Annotated in this window: 17 protein-coding genes; 11 read left to right on the top strand and 6 right to left on the bottom strand. The window is 70.2% G+C overall.

Features of this window, described 5'->3' with window-relative positions; translation table 11 throughout:
* Together E2651_RS45950 and E2651_RS18905 are read left to right on the top strand one after the other, a co-directional pair.
* Positions 1-398, top strand: a 398-nt coding sequence (locus tag E2651_RS45950) for a hypothetical protein (RefSeq protein WP_209446189.1), incomplete at its 5' end; no start/stop codon positions are given.
* Positions 374-2320 carry a tetratricopeptide repeat-containing protein gene (locus E2651_RS18905; RefSeq protein WP_167828830.1) on the top strand — a complete coding sequence of 649 codons (1947 nt, stop codon included), beginning with the start codon at positions 374-376 and terminating at the stop codon, positions 2318-2320. The genes E2651_RS45950 and E2651_RS18905, both read left to right, overlap by 25 nt.
* A gap of 15 nt (positions 2321-2335) precedes the next feature.
* Here the strand turns inward: E2651_RS18905 and E2651_RS18900 are convergent, their stop codons facing one another.
* Together E2651_RS18900 and E2651_RS18895 are read right to left on the bottom strand one after the other, a co-directional pair.
* On the bottom strand, positions 2336-3100 hold the full coding sequence (locus E2651_RS18900; protein ID WP_135332343.1) for a GNAT family N-acetyltransferase: 765 nt from the start codon (positions 3098-3100) through the stop codon (positions 2336-2338).
* Complete coding sequence (locus tag E2651_RS18895) at positions 3097-4020, bottom strand: NADP-dependent oxidoreductase (protein WP_135332342.1); 924 nt, start codon at positions 4018-4020, stop codon at positions 3097-3099. Before E2651_RS18895 ends, E2651_RS18900 begins: the two co-directional genes overlap by 4 nt.
* A gap of 339 nt (positions 4021-4359) precedes the next feature.
* On the opposite strand from E2651_RS18895, the gene E2651_RS18890 reads away from it, so the two are divergent.
* Positions 4360-6963, top strand: a complete 2604-nt coding sequence (locus E2651_RS18890; RefSeq protein ID WP_135332341.1) for a glycoside hydrolase family 3 N-terminal domain-containing protein — start codon at positions 4360-4362, stop codon at positions 6961-6963.
* A 72-nt stretch (positions 6964-7035) separates the two neighbouring features.
* Here E2651_RS18890 and E2651_RS18885 read toward each other — a convergent pair whose 3' ends face one another.
* Positions 7036-7281: a DUF397 domain-containing protein gene (locus E2651_RS18885; protein ID WP_135332340.1), complete on the bottom strand. Its 246-nt coding sequence runs from the start codon at positions 7279-7281 to the stop codon at positions 7036-7038.
* A complete protein-coding gene (locus E2651_RS18880; protein ID WP_135332339.1) occupies positions 7278-8105 on the bottom strand; it encodes a helix-turn-helix transcriptional regulator in 828 nt (275 codons plus the stop codon). The genes E2651_RS18885 and E2651_RS18880 overlap by 4 nt, the downstream gene beginning before the upstream one ends.
* Positions 8106-8259: 154 nt before the next feature.
* Between E2651_RS18880 and E2651_RS18875 the strand changes: the two genes are divergently transcribed.
* From E2651_RS18875 to E2651_RS18865, 3 genes are all read left to right on the top strand, one after another.
* Entirely contained in the window at positions 8260-8721 is a 462-nt protein-coding gene (locus E2651_RS18875) for an ATP-binding protein (protein WP_135332338.1), read from the top strand.
* 558 nt (positions 8722-9279) lie between these two features.
* Complete coding sequence (locus E2651_RS18870; RefSeq protein WP_135332337.1) at positions 9280-9489, top strand: DUF397 domain-containing protein; 210 nt, start codon at positions 9280-9282, stop codon at positions 9487-9489.
* 115 nt (positions 9490-9604) lie between these two features.
* A complete protein-coding gene (locus E2651_RS18865) occupies positions 9605-10312 on the top strand; it encodes a GNAT family N-acetyltransferase (protein WP_167828829.1) in 708 nt (235 codons plus the stop codon).
* A gap of 160 nt (positions 10313-10472) precedes the next feature.
* Here E2651_RS18865 and E2651_RS43980 read toward each other — a convergent pair whose 3' ends face one another.
* Entirely contained in the window at positions 10473-10637 is a 165-nt protein-coding gene (locus tag E2651_RS43980) for a hypothetical protein (RefSeq protein WP_167828828.1), read from the bottom strand.
* Between the two features lie 185 nt (positions 10638-10822).
* Here E2651_RS43980 and E2651_RS18860 point away from each other — a divergent pair, with 185 nt between their 5' ends.
* The 3 genes from E2651_RS18860 (at position 10823) to E2651_RS18850 (ending at position 12964) form a co-directional block, all read left to right on the top strand.
* A complete protein-coding gene (locus E2651_RS18860; RefSeq protein WP_135332335.1) occupies positions 10823-11758 on the top strand; it encodes a MerR family transcriptional regulator in 936 nt (311 codons plus the stop codon).
* Positions 11758-12366 (top strand): MFS transporter, encoded by a 609-nt coding sequence (locus E2651_RS18855; RefSeq protein WP_245238987.1) that lies wholly within the window; start codon positions 11758-11760, stop codon positions 12364-12366. The genes E2651_RS18860 and E2651_RS18855 overlap by 1 nt, the downstream gene beginning before the upstream one ends.
* Positions 12367-12499: 133 nt before the next feature.
* The gene (locus E2651_RS18850) at positions 12500-12964 is read left to right on the top strand and encodes a hypothetical protein (RefSeq protein ID WP_209446188.1); all 465 of its coding nucleotides are present in this window, start codon (positions 12500-12502) and stop codon (positions 12962-12964) included.
* Here E2651_RS18850 and E2651_RS18845 read toward each other — a convergent pair.
* Positions 12961-13374 carry a MarR family transcriptional regulator gene (locus tag E2651_RS18845; protein ID WP_135332347.1) on the bottom strand — a complete coding sequence of 138 codons (414 nt, stop codon included), beginning with the start codon at positions 13372-13374 and terminating at the stop codon, positions 12961-12963. The genes E2651_RS18850 and E2651_RS18845 overlap by 4 nt on opposite strands.
* Positions 13375-13654: 280 nt before the next feature.
* On the opposite strand from E2651_RS18845, the gene E2651_RS18840 reads away from it, so the two are divergent.
* Entirely contained in the window at positions 13655-14689 is a 1035-nt protein-coding gene (locus tag E2651_RS18840) for an SDR family NAD(P)-dependent oxidoreductase (protein ID WP_135332346.1), read from the top strand.
* The gene (locus E2651_RS18835; protein ID WP_135332334.1) at positions 14686-15585 is read left to right on the top strand and encodes an amidohydrolase family protein; all 900 of its coding nucleotides are present in this window, start codon (positions 14686-14688) and stop codon (positions 15583-15585) included. The genes E2651_RS18840 and E2651_RS18835 overlap by 4 nt, the downstream gene beginning before the upstream one ends.
* Positions 15586-15613 lie beyond the last annotated feature (28 nt).

Genomic DNA, 15613 nt, shown 5'->3' with positions numbered 1-15613 from the left:
CCTCAACAGTCTTCACTGGCCCCGACACGCCCCTGCCCGCCCTCATGTCCGCCGCCACGCCCACCCAGCAGGCCCAGGCCCTGACCGTCCTGGCGCGAGCAGCCATCGGCCACGCCAACGCCGACCGCACCACCCTCGGCACCGAGGTCCTGCAGGCCGTCAACACCGCCCTGGACACCGCCCAACCTGCCCCCGAAGCCCTGCAAGCGGCATCCTCCGCACTCCCTCACCCTTCCCGCGCCGTGGCCCCCCTGGCCTTGCGCCTCACCCAGGATCTGACTGCGGTGTACCGGCGGTTGACGGCGTACGATCCCGATGCCTACGAGCCTGCCCTCGCGACGTCGTTGAACAACCTGGCGGTCGGCTACGGGGAGTGGGGCGGCGAGCGGAGGGTCTGATCGCCATTGAGGAAGCCGTCGCGGTGTACCGGCGGTTGGTGGCGGATAGTCCCGATGCTTATGAGCCCGACCTTGCGACGTCGTTGAACAACCTGTCGGTCCGGTACGGGGAGGTGGGGCGGCGGGGTGAGGGTCTTGCCGCCATTGAGGAGTCCACTGCGATCCGGCGGCGGTTGGCGGCGGACAGTCCCGACGCCTACGAGACCGACCTTGCGACGTCGTTGAACAACCTGTCGATCCGTTACGGGGAGGCAGGACGGCGGGCGGAGGGTCTGGCCGCCGGTGAGGAAGCCGTCGCGGTGTACCGGCGGTTGGTGGCGGATAGTCCCGATGCTTATGAGCCCGACCTTGCGACGTCGTTGAACAACCTGTCGATCCGTTACGGGGAGGTGGGGCGTCGGGCTGAGGAGCTGGCTGCCGTTGAGGAGTCCACTGCGATCCGGCGGCGGTTGGCGGTGGACAATCCCGATGCCTACGAGCCTGCCCTCGCGACGTCGTTGAACAACCTGTCGGTCGCCTACGGGGAGGCAGGACGGCGGGCGGAGGGTCTGGCCGCCGGTGAGGAAGCCGTCGCGGTGTACCGGCGGTTGGCGGCGGAGAGTTCCGATGCCTATGAGCCCGACCTCGCGACGTCGTTGAACAACCTGTCGATCCGGTACAAGGAGGCGGGGCGTCGGGGTGAAGGTCTGGCCGCCATTGAGGAGTCCACCGCGATCCGGCGGCGGTTGGCGGCGGACAGCCCCAAGGCCTACGAGCCCGACCTCGCGACGTCGTTGAGCAACCTGTCGATCCGGTACGGGGAGGTGGGGCGTCGGGGTGAGGGTCTGGCTGCCGTTGAGGAGTCCACTGCGATCCGGCGGCGGTTGGCGGCGGACGATCCCGATGCCTACGAGCCTGCCCTCGCGACGTCGTTGAACAACCTGGCGGTCGACTACGGAGAGGTGGGGCGGCGGGATGAGGCTCTGGCCGCCAATGAGGAGTCCACCGCGATCCGGCGGCGGCTGGCGGCGCAGGATCCCGATGCCTACGAGCCTGCCCTCGCGACGTCGTTGAACAACCTGGCGGTCGACTACGGAGAGGTGGGGCGGCGGGATGAGGCTCTGGCCGCCAATGAGGAGTCCACCGCGATCCGGCGGCGGCTGGCGGCGCAGGATCCCGATGCCTACGAGCCTGCCCTCGCGACGTCGTTGAACAACCTGGCGGTCGACTACGGAGAGGTGGGGCGGCGGGATGAGGCTCTGGCCGCCAATGAGGAGTCCACCGCGATCCGGCGGCGGCTGGCGGCGCAGGATCCCGATGCCTACGAGCCTGCCCTCGCGACGTCGTTGAACAACCTGGCGGTCGACTACGGAGAGGTGGGGCGGCGGGATGAGGCTCTGGCCGCCAATGAGGAGTCCACCGCGATCCGGCGGCGGCTGGCGGCGCAGGATCCCGATGCCTACGAGCCTGCCCTCGCGACGTCGTTGAACAACCTGGCGGTCGACTACGGAGAGGTGGGGCGGCGGGATGAGGCTCTGGCCGCCAATGAGGAGTCCACCGCGATCCGGCGGCGGCTGGCGGAGGCCAACCCCGAGGCCTATGAAGCCGACCTCGCCACCTCTCTGTGGACAACCGCCTGGATTTCGGTCAGGGGACCGGAGAACCTCTCCCGCGCGTTGGAAGCAGTGACCGAAGCAATAGGGCTGTTGACCAAGCTGGCCGAGCGTACGCCCGACGCTTACCGCGACCGCCTGCGCGCGGCGAAAGGCACACGCGCCAACGTCCTCAAAGCCATGGGCCGCGCCCAACAGGCCGCCTACCGTGACCTCCTACAGGCAGCGAAAGGTACACAAGCTGACGTCCCGCAGGCGAGGCGTCGCCCCCAAGAGGCCGCGGACCCGCCACGACTGCTCGACGGCGAAGCCCCAGGACCTCCTTCCTGATCCGCCAACGCCTCGTCAGCGCCTGGCGTCCGCACTCCAGCCACCGGCCGCCGCCGGAACCCGCGCCGCCACAAACCGCGTCCTGCGTCGCAGCCGGAAGCCCAGGGACTCGTACAGGCGGATGGCGTCGGTGTTGCGGGCCGACGTGTGGAGGAACGGGGTCTCGCCGCGGGACCGGATGCCGGCGGCCACCGCGAGGACGAGGCGTGAGGCCAGGCCCTGGCCGCGGTGGGCCGCGTCCGTGCAGACCGCGCTGATCTCCGTCCAGCCCGGCGGGTGCAGCCGCTCCCCGGCCATGGCGATGAGGGCGCCGTCCCGGCGTATGCCCAGGTAGGTGCCGAGCTCCACGGTGCGGGGCAGGAACGGGCCCGGCTGGGTGCGTTCGACCAGGTCCAGCATCTCGGGTACGTCGTCGGGGCCGAGCAGCACCGCTTCCGGATCCGGCGCCGCAGCCACCGACTCGTCGACCAGCTGGACGCCCTCCATGTCGAACGTCACCTCCCACCCGGGCGGCAGCCCCGTCCGGACACCGGGCAACGGCACCTCGGCGCCCGGCCCGGCGAGGCGGGCCAGGTCGGCCCAGTCGTCGGGGCCGGGGTCGTCGGGCATGGCCAGCCACGGCGACACGTCGAGCTGGTACCGCAGGACCCGGCCGCGGCGCTCGGCGAAGCGGGCGTGCGGTCCGGCGAGCGCTGCGTAGGCCGGGTTGTCCAAGGGGTGCGTGGGTGCGGGTGCTTCCGGCGGGCGTTCCGGGTTCGCGAGGTCGGGCCTGGCGCTCACACGCTCACCTCGATCACGATCTTGCCGCGCGTGTGACCGCTCTCCACGGCCCGCAGCGCCTCGTCGGCGCGGTCGAGCGGGTACGTCGCCGACACCTGGGGCCGCAGTACGCCGTCGTCGGCGAGCCGCGCGACCGCGTCAAGGACCTCGCTGGTCCGGGCCCGCGCGACCGGCACGCCGCCCAGTTCGGCGATCGTCTCCTTGGCCGCCGCCGTGATCAGCTTCGTGCGGTCCGTCAGGAGCGGTGCGACCGCCACCACGTCGTCGCCGCCGACCAGGTCGAAGATCGCGTCCACGCGACCGCCCGGCGCCGCCGCCCGCACCCGTTCCGCCAGATCGGGACCCGGCGGCACGTGGACCGCGCCCAGGGACTCGACGAACTCCTTCTTGCCCGCGCTCGCCGTGCCGACGACCCGGATGCCGAAGTGCCGCGCCAACTGCGCCGCGGCCACCCCGACCCCGCCGCCGACCCCGGTGATCAGCAGCGTCGCCCCGGCGGGCAAGTCGAGCTGGCGCACACCGTCGTACGCCGTCGCCACCGCGACCGGCAGCGCGGCCGCCTCCGCGAACGTCAGGCCCTCCGGCTTGTGGGCGGCGATCGAGACGGGGAGCAGCGTGTGCTCGGCGTATCCGCCCGTGACGGGGTTGCCGAACACCGCGTCCCCGGCGGCGAATCCCTCGACGCCCGCGCCCACCCCCTCGACCACCCCGGCGATCTCGCTGCCCAGGACCTCGGGGAACGTGGCGGGCGGCGACCCCGGCCTTCGCTTGCCCGCCCGCAGCTTCCAGTCGACGGGGTTGACCCCGGCAGCCCGCACCGCGACCAGGAGCTGACCGGGGCCGGGCTCCGGGGGCGCCTGCTCGACGAAGGCCTCCACTTCAGGACCGCCGTGCCGGGTGAATACGTACGCCTTGGACATGTGCTGCTCCCTCGCTACCGGATCGATGCGCCGCGTGAGTGTCACCTTGGACGACCGCCATGATCGCTCCGCTATTCCCGGGGCCGAGGGCCGTTCACGAGGTCGCAATACGGCACCGGCATGTCGCAATACGGCATCCGCATACGGCACCCGCATACGGCACCCGATCAAAAACTGAACGGGTCGCCAAGTTTTGCCTCCCCGACTCTTGACGTTCAGTGTTCAACCAATCAAGACTCTGGCCCCACAGACCCGCACTGGAGCGGATGGCGCGTTCAGATCTTGGCGCCGTCGGCCAGTTCGGCGTGCCGAGATCCGCGTTCAGGAGGCCATTTCGCCATGCCTGCCAGCACCCGTCGTGAACTTCTGAAGCAAGTGGGCGGCACCGCCGCGGCGTTCGCCTTCGTGGCGGCCGCCGGTCCGGCAGTCGGTCCGGCCACCGCGGCCGCACCCGCATCCGCGGCTGCCGAAGGCGCAGGCTCCCCGGGCGCGGCCGCCGCCACGCGCCGCGTCCGGGGGCTCGTCGCCCGCCTCACCCTCGACGAGAAGATCAGCCTCGTCCACGGCGCGACCGACCCTCGCAGACTGGGGCAGGCGGGATACCTGCCAGGTGTCGAGCGCCTTGGCATACCGGAGCTGCGTCTCTCCGACGGCCCCGCGGGCGTGAACGTCACCAAGTCCGCGACCGGCCTCCCGCCCGTCTCGACACTCGGCGCCTCCTTCAACCTCGAACTCGCCCGCGAGTACGGGGCGGTGATGGGCCGCGAGGGCCGCACCCTGGAGATGGACGTCCTGCTCGCCCCGCAGATCGAGCTCTCCCGCACCCCGTTCTTCAGCCGCAACAAGGACCAGTCGGGAGAGGACCCGTACCTCAACGGCCTGATCGGCGCCGCCCAGGTCCAGGGCGTGCAGGCGCAGGGCATGCTCGCCCAGGCCAAGCACTTCCTCGCCAACAACCAGCGCCTGCACGAGTTCGACCGCGAGAAGCCGGAGAACTCCCACGACTTCGTCGTCGACGACCGCACCCTGCACGAGCTGTACCTGCCCGCGTTCGAGGCGGTCGTCCGCGCCGGCGTCTCCTCGGTCATGTCGGCGTACAACCACCTCAACGGCGAGTGGAACTCCGAACAGACCACCACCCTCACCGACATCCTCCGCGGTGAACTCGGCTTCAAGGGCTTCGTCACCTCCGACTGGGGCGCCACCCACTCCACGGCCGCGCTCGAAGCCGGCCAGGACATGCAGATGTGGGACGGCTCGTTCTACGGCGACCCCCTGAAGAAGGCCATCAAGGACGGCTCGATCCCGGAGGCCGCCCTCGACACCGCCGTCTCCCGCATCCTCGGCCGGTACGACGCCTTCGGCATGCTCGACGGCAGCCGCGTCCCCGCCCGCAAGCGGATCGACATCGAGGCCGGCGCCCGCGTCGCCCGCGAAGTCGCGGTCCAGGGCGCGGTGTTGCTTGCCAACGACGGCGGATTGCCTCTGTCGCACACCGCGTTGCGCGATCTCGCACTCATCGGCCCGACCGCGGGCCAGGTCGCGACATCGGTCTCGGGCGAGCGCGCGTACGGCTTCGAGGAGCGCCTGGTCGGACCGCTCGAGGCGCTGCGTCGGAGCACCCATCGGAAGATCGCGTACGAGGCAGGCGTGGACCTCACGGGCACGGCCGTCCCCGCGTCCGCCTTCCCCGAGGGCCTGACGCGCAAGGGCGGTGGCACGAACAAGACGGACAACACGATCGACTTCGTCGGCGACAAGGCGCTCCCGGTCGGTACGACGGCCGAGTGGACCGGCACCTTCGTGCCGCCCACCACCGGCGAGTACGCGCTCAAGATCCAGGGCTGGGGCGCGGCCGTCTCGCTGAGCCTGGACGGTGTGGAACTGACGACCGCGGCGGGCGCCCGTGACAGCTTCGCGCGCAAGTGGTCGTCGATCGTCCCGACCACGGACGGCCTCGACAACGGCCAGGCGGAGCCCGTCGAGCTCACCGGCGGCAAGTCGTACAAGGTCGCCATCAAGGCGACCGGCTGGGCGGCGACCGTCGCCGAGCGCGGCAAGGTCCAGGTGCGGTTCGCCTGGGTGACGCCGCAGCAGCGCGCCGCGTCCATCGCCGCGGCGGCACGTCTCGCCGGCCGCGTCCACACTCCGGTCGTCTTCGCCTTCAACGGCTCGGGCGGCTCGGTGGGCGGTGGCGGCGACTTCACCACGCTGACGCTCCCCGCCCACCAGGACGAGCTGATCACGGCGGTCGCGCGGGCCAACCCGCGGACGGTCGTCGTCCTCACCACCGGCTGCCCGGCGACGATGCCGTGGCGGGGCGAGGTCGGCACGATCCTGCACACCGGTTACGTGGGCCAGGAGGGCGGCTGGTCCACCGCCGACCTGCTCACCGGCCGCGCGAACCCGAGCGGCAAGGCCACGGTGACCTGGCCGAAGAAGGACACGGACCACCCCACACTCGACCCGGCACACCCCGAGCGCTACTACGGCGTCGACGGGGTGGTCACGTACAGCGAAGGCATCTTCACCGGCTACCGAGGCTTCGACAAGGCGGACATCGACCCCCTCTTCCCCTTCGGACACGGCCTGTCCTACACGGAGTTCGGCTACAGCAGGCTCTCCGTCCACCGCGCGGGCGCGGGCCACGAGGTGTCGTTCACCGTGACCAACCGGGGCCGCCGCAAGGGCGCGGAGGTGCCGCAGGTGTACGTGGGGGCACCGCGCGGCGCGGAGGTCGACATGGCGGTGAAGACCCTGGCCGCCTTCGACCGCGTCGAACTGCGCGCGGGGGAGTCACGCCGGGTCACGGTGCGGGTGGACGAGCGCCAACTGTCGTACTGGGACACGGACGGCGCCCGGTGGGTGCGTCCCGAGGGGCGACGTGCGGTGTACGTGGGGGCGTCTTCGCGGGACATCCGGCTTACGGGGGTGGTGAGTTGAGCGTCTGAAGCCGACTCTCTGGTCCGCTGCCCGGCTCTTCGTTTCGTGAGCCGGGCAGCGGCGTACGCACTCTCAGCCGCGCGCGGCGAACCCCACGAACCGGGCCCAGGAGGTGGGGGAGAGGACCAGCTGGGGGCCCTGCGTGTTCTTGGAGTCGCGTACGTGGATGGTGGCGGGGCAGGCGGCGACCTCGATGCAGTCATCGCCGGAGTCGCCGCTGTAGCTCGACTTGTGCCAATCGAGGGCGACTTCGACGCAGTCGCCGCTAGAGTCTCCGCTGTAGCTGCTCTTGAACCAGGCCAGTTCGTGGGTGCTCATAGCGCTCCTCGCTGTTGCTTCAACAGGCTCACGGAGTCCTCGGGGGTGAGGGCCTGCGAGCGCAGTTTCGCATACCGCATCTGGAGCACACTGATCGTTTTCGGCTCGGAGATGAGCTGGCCGGTCTCCTGTCCCTCGATGTACCCGAACCACTGATTCTCCGGGACCTCAAGGAGTTGCATGGGGCCGTTCATCCCAGCATGCACGCCCCGCGACAGCGGCATGATCTGAATCTCGACGTTCCGCAGAGCAGCCAAGTCCAGGAGCTGTCCGATGAGTTCAGCAGTGACCTCCGTGCCGCCCGTGCGGCGCAGCAGCAGGTGCTCGTCGAGGATGAAGCAGAACGCGGTGCTCTGCCGCTCGCGCAGCATGCGCTGTCGCTCCTGACGGACGGCCAGTTGGGCTTCGATCTGCTCGTCCGTGAGCAGGGGTACGCGGTTGTCGAAGAGCGTCCGCGCGTATGCCACCGTCTGCAACAGGCCCGGAACGACCCGGCATTCGTACGTGTACAGGCTGATCGCCAGCTCTTCGAGCCCCGCCCACTTGCGGAACCACGCCGCGAGACCTGGCTGCCGCCCCACTTTCCTGGCCGCCTTGCGCAGGATTCCGTGTGCGTTCAGGGCTGTCTCGGCGCGCTCCACGAAATCCTCCGGAGGCAGCCGTCTGCCCTGCTCGACGGAAGCAACGAAGTGCGGCGAGTAGCCGACCAGCGGGGCCAGCGCCTGCTGGGTGAGGCCCGCGTGTTCGCGAAAGCCCTGGAGGACCGCGCCGAAGGTCTGGAGACTGTCGTTCGGTTCGGGTTCGCTTGAGTTGCAGTCGGTCATGTCCGGTACTCCCGGTGGGTGTGAGGCCAACCCCGCCAAGCCACCCATGGTCACGGTCAGTCACCGGTACTGTCCACCCTTCGTGCTCGTACGCTGACGCAGCGTACGAGTGGTGTGCATGGAGAACGGGGTTGCGGGACGCCACCGTTGAGTCATGCCGACCAATGTCACCCCCCAAGTCCCGGTCACCGTAGGTACGTTCACGCAGCGCCTGAGCTCCACGCCACGTGGCGCCCGCCTCGCCCGACACCTCGTGGCGCACAGACTGGAGGCGTGGGGCTACGCGTACGAGTCCGAGGCCAACGAGACCGTCACGCTCATCGCCGCCGAACTCGCCGCCAACGCCGTGCGGCACGGGAGTGTGCCGGGGCGGGACTTCCGGATCAGCCTCTGCGAAACGGAGGGACGGACCGTACGCGTCGAGGTGACGGATCAACGCGGCGAGCGGGTGCCTGTCGTGGCCGACGCGACCGTCGATGGCGAGGGTGGGCGGGGGCTGCTGCTTGTTGCGGCCCTCGCGGAGAGGTGGGGCGTGGAGTCGTGTCGGGGTGTCTCGGGAGGTGCGGGAGGTCCGGGGAAGACCGTCTGGGCCGAAGTGGCTGTCGGGTCGGGGTGAGGTGGGGCGCCGATCGCGCCGAATGGGGTCGGTCGCTTGCGGCCGGTTCGGGAGTGCGGGAGGGCAGGAGAGCGGGGGGCGTGCAGCGGTCGACATCCGGTGGGGCCCGGCTTCGCGGGTTGGCCCCGGCCGGGGGCGGTGTTCCGGACCGAGAGCCGGGGCTGATTGGTGACGCCTGGTCAGAGGGCATATTGCTGCCTTGCTCTCTGGTTCCGACACTCCGGACATGGGTCACCTGTGCGGTGCGGAAACCAAGAAGCACACCTCGTGTCGGAACCGTGTGCGGGATGGGCGATGGAGGATTGGCAGGGGCTGGCGGGAATTGCCTGAGTGGTCAGTCGGCCTGCCGGGGGCCAGTCGGCCAGTCCTGGCCGACGGCGCCGCCACGGCGCTGACGTGTGGTTCCGCTACCTGCGCGCCACCGAACGGCCGGCCGCCGAAACTGTCCCCAGCTCGTCGGCACCCACGTCGGCTGCTTTTACTCCGTACGAGCGACATGGGCGTTTTGTGGTCGCAGGTTGGGAAGGCCTCTGCGGACACACGTCGAAGGGAGCAAGTATGAAGAAGGAACTCTACGCACGGGACATCAGTGAAGCTCAGTGGCGCAAGAGCAGCCACAGTCTGTTGGTCTGCGTCGAGGTCGCTGAGATCGGCGGCGGTGCTGTTGCGCTGCGGGACTCGAAGAACCCCGCTCTTGGTGACCTCCGGTTCACCCCCGAGGAGTGGGCCGCCTTCCGCGAGGGAGTGCGTGGGGGCGAGTTCGGCTGATCCATAAGGTCGCCGAGGTGTGGGGCTCTGCTGCCACGGCCAGGGCCCCACGCTGTTCGCTGTCCCCTCGCAGCACCCAATTCCACTTCCACGGCACAGACACATGGATGGGCACATGATCGACCAAGAACGACCAGGCCAGGCGGAAGCGCTGCTACATGTGGACGGCCCAGGGTCCATGGACTTGTGCCGTCCTGTCTGGGCGGCAGAGACGACCGTTCTGCGCCGAGTGGAGCCAGGCGACTGGGAAGCCGTCCTGGCGCTTGAGTCCTCATCGTCCTATCAGCGCGCCTGGGAGCGGGTCACCGCACCGCGCTCGCCTGACAACTGCCGAGAATGGATGAAGCAGGAGGCAGCGAAGGACCCCCTGGACGACAACTTCTTCCTCGCGATCACCGATCGGCAGCACGGGGGCATGGTGGGCTGCGTCAATACAACTCAAGCCGACCCCGTGGCAGGTCGCTTCTATCTGGGGATGGCGGTCGCCCCAGAACACCAGCGCAAGGGGTATGCCTGGGAGGCTGGACTTCTGGTACTCGGCTACATGTTCGGTGAACGTCGCTACCAGAAGGCCCAAGCCTACGTGCACGACTTCAATAAGACCTCGCAAGAAGGCATGCTCGCCTTCGGAGCGACCTTGGAAGGCCGTCTGCGACGACACGACTACTTCGGCGGCCGCTACCACGACAACCTCATTTTCGGCCTCACGGCCCAGGAATTTTTCGCTGCCCATGGCACGCCACGCGCGGCGCGGCAACCTGCTCCCCGGTCAGAGAGCTTCATCGGATCCCCCGCCTCGCCGCGTTCGACTGCGCAAGCCTGACGATCCGCGGGTGAACTGTTGACCCGGATTCTTCAGCGGGATCGGCTGCGGACCGGGTCGCCCGTAACGTCCTCCTGCCGTGCGAGGCGGGCCGTCGCACGGCACTACGGGTGCGCTGACCGTTCACCAGCTCACCTCCACGAACTTCTGCGGCGCAGCACTAGGGCCGGGCGACGCGCAGCAGCAGGTCGTGCAGTGTCGCGCGCTCCTCCCGGGCGCGGAGGTGCCGCAGGTGCCAACTGTCGTACTGGGACACGGACGGCGCCCGGTAGGTGCGGTCGGAGGGGCGCCGCACGGTGTACGTCGGGGCATCGTCGCGCGACATCCGGCTTACGGGGGAGGCGCGTTGAGAGCCTGACACGACGCTCCGGTCCACTGCCCGGCTCTGCTGGAGCCGGGCAGCGCGCGGTACAACTTCACGAAGACAATCAGGCCTTCGGCGATCGCCCGGTGGGGCGGCGGCCGGGAGCGCTTGAGTCTCCAGTGGGGGGAGACGCCAAGGTGGGGGACATGGACGGCGACACGCGCTACTCGATCGGCGATCTGGCCCGGCGGACCGGTCTGACGGTCAAGACGGTCAGGTTCTACTCCGACGAGGGGATCGTGCCGCCCGCCGGCCGCAGCCCGTCCGGCTACCGCCTGTACGGCACCGACGCCGTCGCCCGCCTCGGCCTCGTACGCACCCTGCGTGAACTGGGAGTCGACCTCGCCACGATCAAGAGGGTCGTGGAGCGGGAGGTCTCGCTGCCCGAGGTCGCCGCGGCGCACGCCGACGCCCTTGACGTGCAGATCCGCGTGCTGCGCCTGCGGCGTGCGGTGCTCACAGCGGTGGCCAAGAGGGGCTCCACCCCAGAGGAGTTGGACCTCATGCACCAGCTGGCCAAGCTCTCCGAGGCCGAACGTCGACGTCTGGTCGACGACTTCCTCGGCTCCGTCTTCGACGGACTGCGCGACCACCCGGCCTTCGCGGCGGTCGTCCGCTCGATGACCCCCGAACTGCCCGACAGCCCCGAAGCCGAACAGGTCGAGGCGTGGGTCGAGCTCGCCGAACTGTTCCAGGACTCGGATTTCCGTTCCACCATGCGGGGAATGGCCCGCGACCTGGCGACCGACCGGGCCCCCGACGGCACCACGGGCCTGCCCCGCATCCTCGCCGAGGCCGTCCGGGCACAGGTCACCCCGGCCCTGACGGTCGGCACCGACCCGGCATCGCCCGAGGCGGATCTGGTCGTGTCGGCGCTCACGGCGCACTACGCCCACATCGTCGGCCTGCCCGACGACGCCGCCCTCCGGCGGCGGTTGGCGGCCCGCCTGGAGAGCATGGTCGACCCCCGCAGGGACCGTTATCTGCAACTGCTCGCCGTGATCAACGGATGGCCCGCCCCGGAGAGCCTGGCTCCGCCGCTCGCCTGGGTCGTGCAGGCGCTGCGCGCCCGGATGCCTTGATGGCATCCACGGAGATGGCGTCCACGGAGACGGCACTGACAGAAGTGACATCCACCGAGCTGACCGAGGCCGGGCAGCGGCGGCCGACCGCCGGCTACCGTGAACTGATACGCGTGCCCGGCTTCTGGCGGCTCGCCACCGTCGCCATGGTGGCGAAGATCCCGCCCGGCATGGCCGGCTTGAGCCTGCTGCTCCTGGTCGGCCGCGATTACTCGTACACGACCGCGGGCCTCGCGGTCGGCGGCTCGGCGATCGGTCAGGGCCTGACCGCGCCCCTGCGCGGACGGCTCGTCGACCGGTACTCTCCCCGCCCCGTCCTGCTCACCTGTCTCGCCGGACACCTGACGGCCACCGTCCTGCTGCTCCTGGCGGTGCGTGGCGGCGGATCCGTCGCCACCCTCCTTGCCCTCGCCGGGGCCATGGGGGCGAGTGCGCCTCCCGTCGCCGTCATGATGCGCTCGGCCTGGCGCTGCTCCACGGGCAACCGCACGCTGGCCACGGCGATGTCCCTCGACTCGTCCATGATGGGTGCCGCGCTGATCGGCGGTCCGGTCCTTGCCAGTTGGCGCGGCTCGAGCACGGGGGCGCCTGCGCGCGGAGCAGGCTGAGGGCCGCTTCACCACGTCCGCTCGAGGCCCGGCTGTCACATCCGGGAGGTCTGTCCGGTCTCAGCGGGTGAACCTGACAGCCACGCGGGATCCGGTACGGCCGGGGACCGCATCCCCACGGAGGTCGTAACCCGTGACGAACCCGAACCCGAACCCGAACCCGATCCTGGTGACGGGCGCTGCCGGCAGGTCCGGCGGTGCCCGCGGTCTGCTCCGTGCCGGTCTCGTCTTTCTGGCGGCGGTGCAGTTCTTCGTCGGATGCTGGGCGCTGCTGTTCCCGCGCTCGTTCTTCGACGTCCCCTGGGTGGGCATGGGGATGTCGTACAACGCGCATCTGATGATGGACTACGGCGCCATGAGCCTGGCCACCTCCGTGGTTCTCGGGGTGGGTGCCGTCACCATGCGGCAGACCATGGTGCGCACCGGTCTCGCGGTGTACCTCGTCTTCGCCCTGCCCCACCTGGTCATCCACATCCGGCTCCTGCACCACCTCACGGCTGGACAACGCGTGCCGCTGCTGACCGCGTTGACGGCGGCGGTCGTGATTCCGGTGGTGCTGCTCGGGCTCACGGGCCCGACCCGGCGGGACACGCCCTAGGGGCGGGCGACGCGCAGCAGCAGGGCGTGCAAGGTGGCGCGCTCCTCCGGTGACAGCTGCGCGGTGAGCTCGTCGGTCACCCGGCTCGTCGCGTCGCTGTCGCGCAGGTAGGTGCGGCCCTTGTCGGTCAGTACGACGATGCGGCTGCGGCGGTCGCCGGGGGCCGGCCGGCGCTCGACGAGGCTGAGCCCCTGGAGGTCGTCCACCAGGCCGACGATGGCGCTCGGGTCATAACCGAGCGCGGTGCTCAACTCCCGCTGCAGGGCGCCCTCGACGGTGGCGAGGTAGCGCAGGAGCGCGTAGTGGCGCAGCCGGAGGCCCGACTCCTGGAGCGCCGCGTTGAACATCTGGCCCGAGCGCAGGCCCAGCCGGTAGAGGAGGTAGCCGGTGTCGGCGTGCAGCTCGCGCATCCATGGCTCGTCCGCGTCGACGGGTGTGGCGCCCTTCGTGGCGCCCTTCGTGGCGCGCGTCGTGGTGTCGGGCCGGGCTGATGCCGTGGAGTCGGCGGTCCTGGGGGCGGTCATGGGTCCAGCATGCCGCATTCTCGATTACGACGGCAATCATTGACGGCAACAATGATTTGTCTTAGCTTCCTTTCTCGGATCGGTCCGGCCGCCGTGCCGCCGGGCCGCACGCCGGTGAACTCACCGTTCGCCGTTGCCTGTTGCTGTTGAAGGGAATCTCCTCGTGCTGGACTCCTCTGCCCCCGATGTCGTCGATGCCCCCGATGTCCTCGATCTCAGCGGCAAAGTCGCCGTCGTCACCGGCTCCGGTCAGGGCCTCGGACTTGCCTACGCCACCGCCCTCGCCGCGGCCGGCGCCGCCGTCGTCGTCAACGACATCGACCCCGAAGCCGCCGAGCGGGCGGCCGCGTCCCTGCGGGACACCGGCGCCCGCGCCGTCGCCGAGCCCGTCGCCGTCGGTACGGGCGAGGCCGCCGACCGCCTGGTGGCCCGCGCCGTCGGCGAGTTCGGCCGGCTCGACGTGCTCGTCACCAACGCGGGTATCCTGCGCGACCGCGTGCTGTGGAAGATGACCGACGACGATTTCGACGCCGTCGTCAGCACCCACCTCCGGGGTACGTTCACCTGTGCCCGCGCCGCTGCCGTCCGCATGCGGGAGCAGGGCGAGGGCGGCAGCCTGATCCTGGTGGGCTCGCCCGCCGGGCAGCGCGGCAACTTCGGGCAGACCAACTACTCCGCCGCCAAGGCCGGCATCGTCGCGATGACCCGTACCTGGTCGATGGAGCTGGCGAAGGCGCACATCACCGTCAACGCGATCGTGCCGGTCGCCGCCACCGCGATGACCGAGACCATCCCCGCCTTCGCGCCCTACGTCGAGGCGCTGCGCGAGCGGGGCGAGCCGCTGCCCGGCTTCCTGCGCAAGGGCGAGGGCTTCGGCACCCCCGAGGACTGCGCCGCCCTCGTCCCCTTCCTCGCGTCGGACGCGGCCCGCGACGTCACGGGCCAGTGCGTCGGCATCGGCGGCGACCGCCTCACCCTGTGGTCGCACCCGGAGGAGGTCAACACGGCGTATGCGGACGGGGGTTGGAGCCCGGAGTCGATCGCCGCCGCCTGGCACACCTCCGTCGGCAGCACCCCGCAGTCCGTCGGCATCCCTGCACCGGAGGCACCGGAGGCGCCGGAGGCACCGAAGGCACCGAAGGCACCGGAGGCACCGAAGGCGCCGCAGGCACCGCAGGCACCGAAGGCGCCGGCCGCATGACGGCCGCCACTCCGAAGACCGGAGCCATCGACCCCGAGGCCCTCGTCGCCATCGACGTCCACACCCACGCCGAGGTCTCCGCCAAGGGCGCCGCCTCCCTCTCCGCCGAACTCGACACCGCGTCCGCCTCGTACTTCAAGGTCGAGGGCAACCGGAAGCCCACCCTGCCCGAGATCGCCGCGTACTACCGCGAACGGCGGATGGCCGCCGTCGTCTTCACGGTCGACGCCGAGTCCGCCACCGGCACGGCACCGGTCCCCAACGAGGAGATCGCCGAGGCCGCCGCCGAACACCCCGACGTGCTCATCCCGTTCGCCTCCATCGACCCGTTCCGTGGCCGGGCGGGCGTGCGCCGGGCGCGGCGGCTCGTCGAGGAGTACGGCGTGCGGGGCTTCAAGTTCCACCCGAGCATCCAGGGGTTCTTCCCCAACGACCGTGCGCTCGCCTATGAGTTGTACGAGGTGATCGAGGAGACCGGCGCCATCGCCCTCTTCCACACCGGCCAGACCGGCATCGGCGCGGGCGTTCCCGGAGGTGGCGGGATCCGTCTGAAGTACTCGAACCCGATGTGCGTCGACGACGTCGCCGCCGACTTCCCCCAGCTGAAGATCATCCTCGCGCATCCGTCCTTTCCCTGGCAGGACGAGGCCCTGGCCGTGGCCACGCACAAGCCGGGCGTGCACATCGACCTCTCCGGGTGGTCGCCGAAGTACTTCCCGCCGCAGCTCGTCCAGTACGCCAACACGCTGCTCAAGGACAAGGTCCTCTTCGGCTCCGACTACCCGGTCCTCACGCCCGACCGCTGGCTGGCCGACTTCGAGAAGCTGCAGATCAAGGACGAGGTCCGCCCCAAGATCCTCAAGGAGAACGCGGCCCGTCTGCTCGGCCTCGGCTGACCACACCACCGGAAGAACCGAAAGGGGT

It is taken from the genome of Streptomyces sp. MZ04 (assembly GCF_004684775.1).
Taxonomy (GTDB): domain Bacteria; phylum Actinomycetota; class Actinomycetes; order Streptomycetales; family Streptomycetaceae; genus Streptomyces.
Note: the sequence above shows the minus strand (reverse complement) of the source record. Positions and strands in the feature narration are given on the sequence as shown.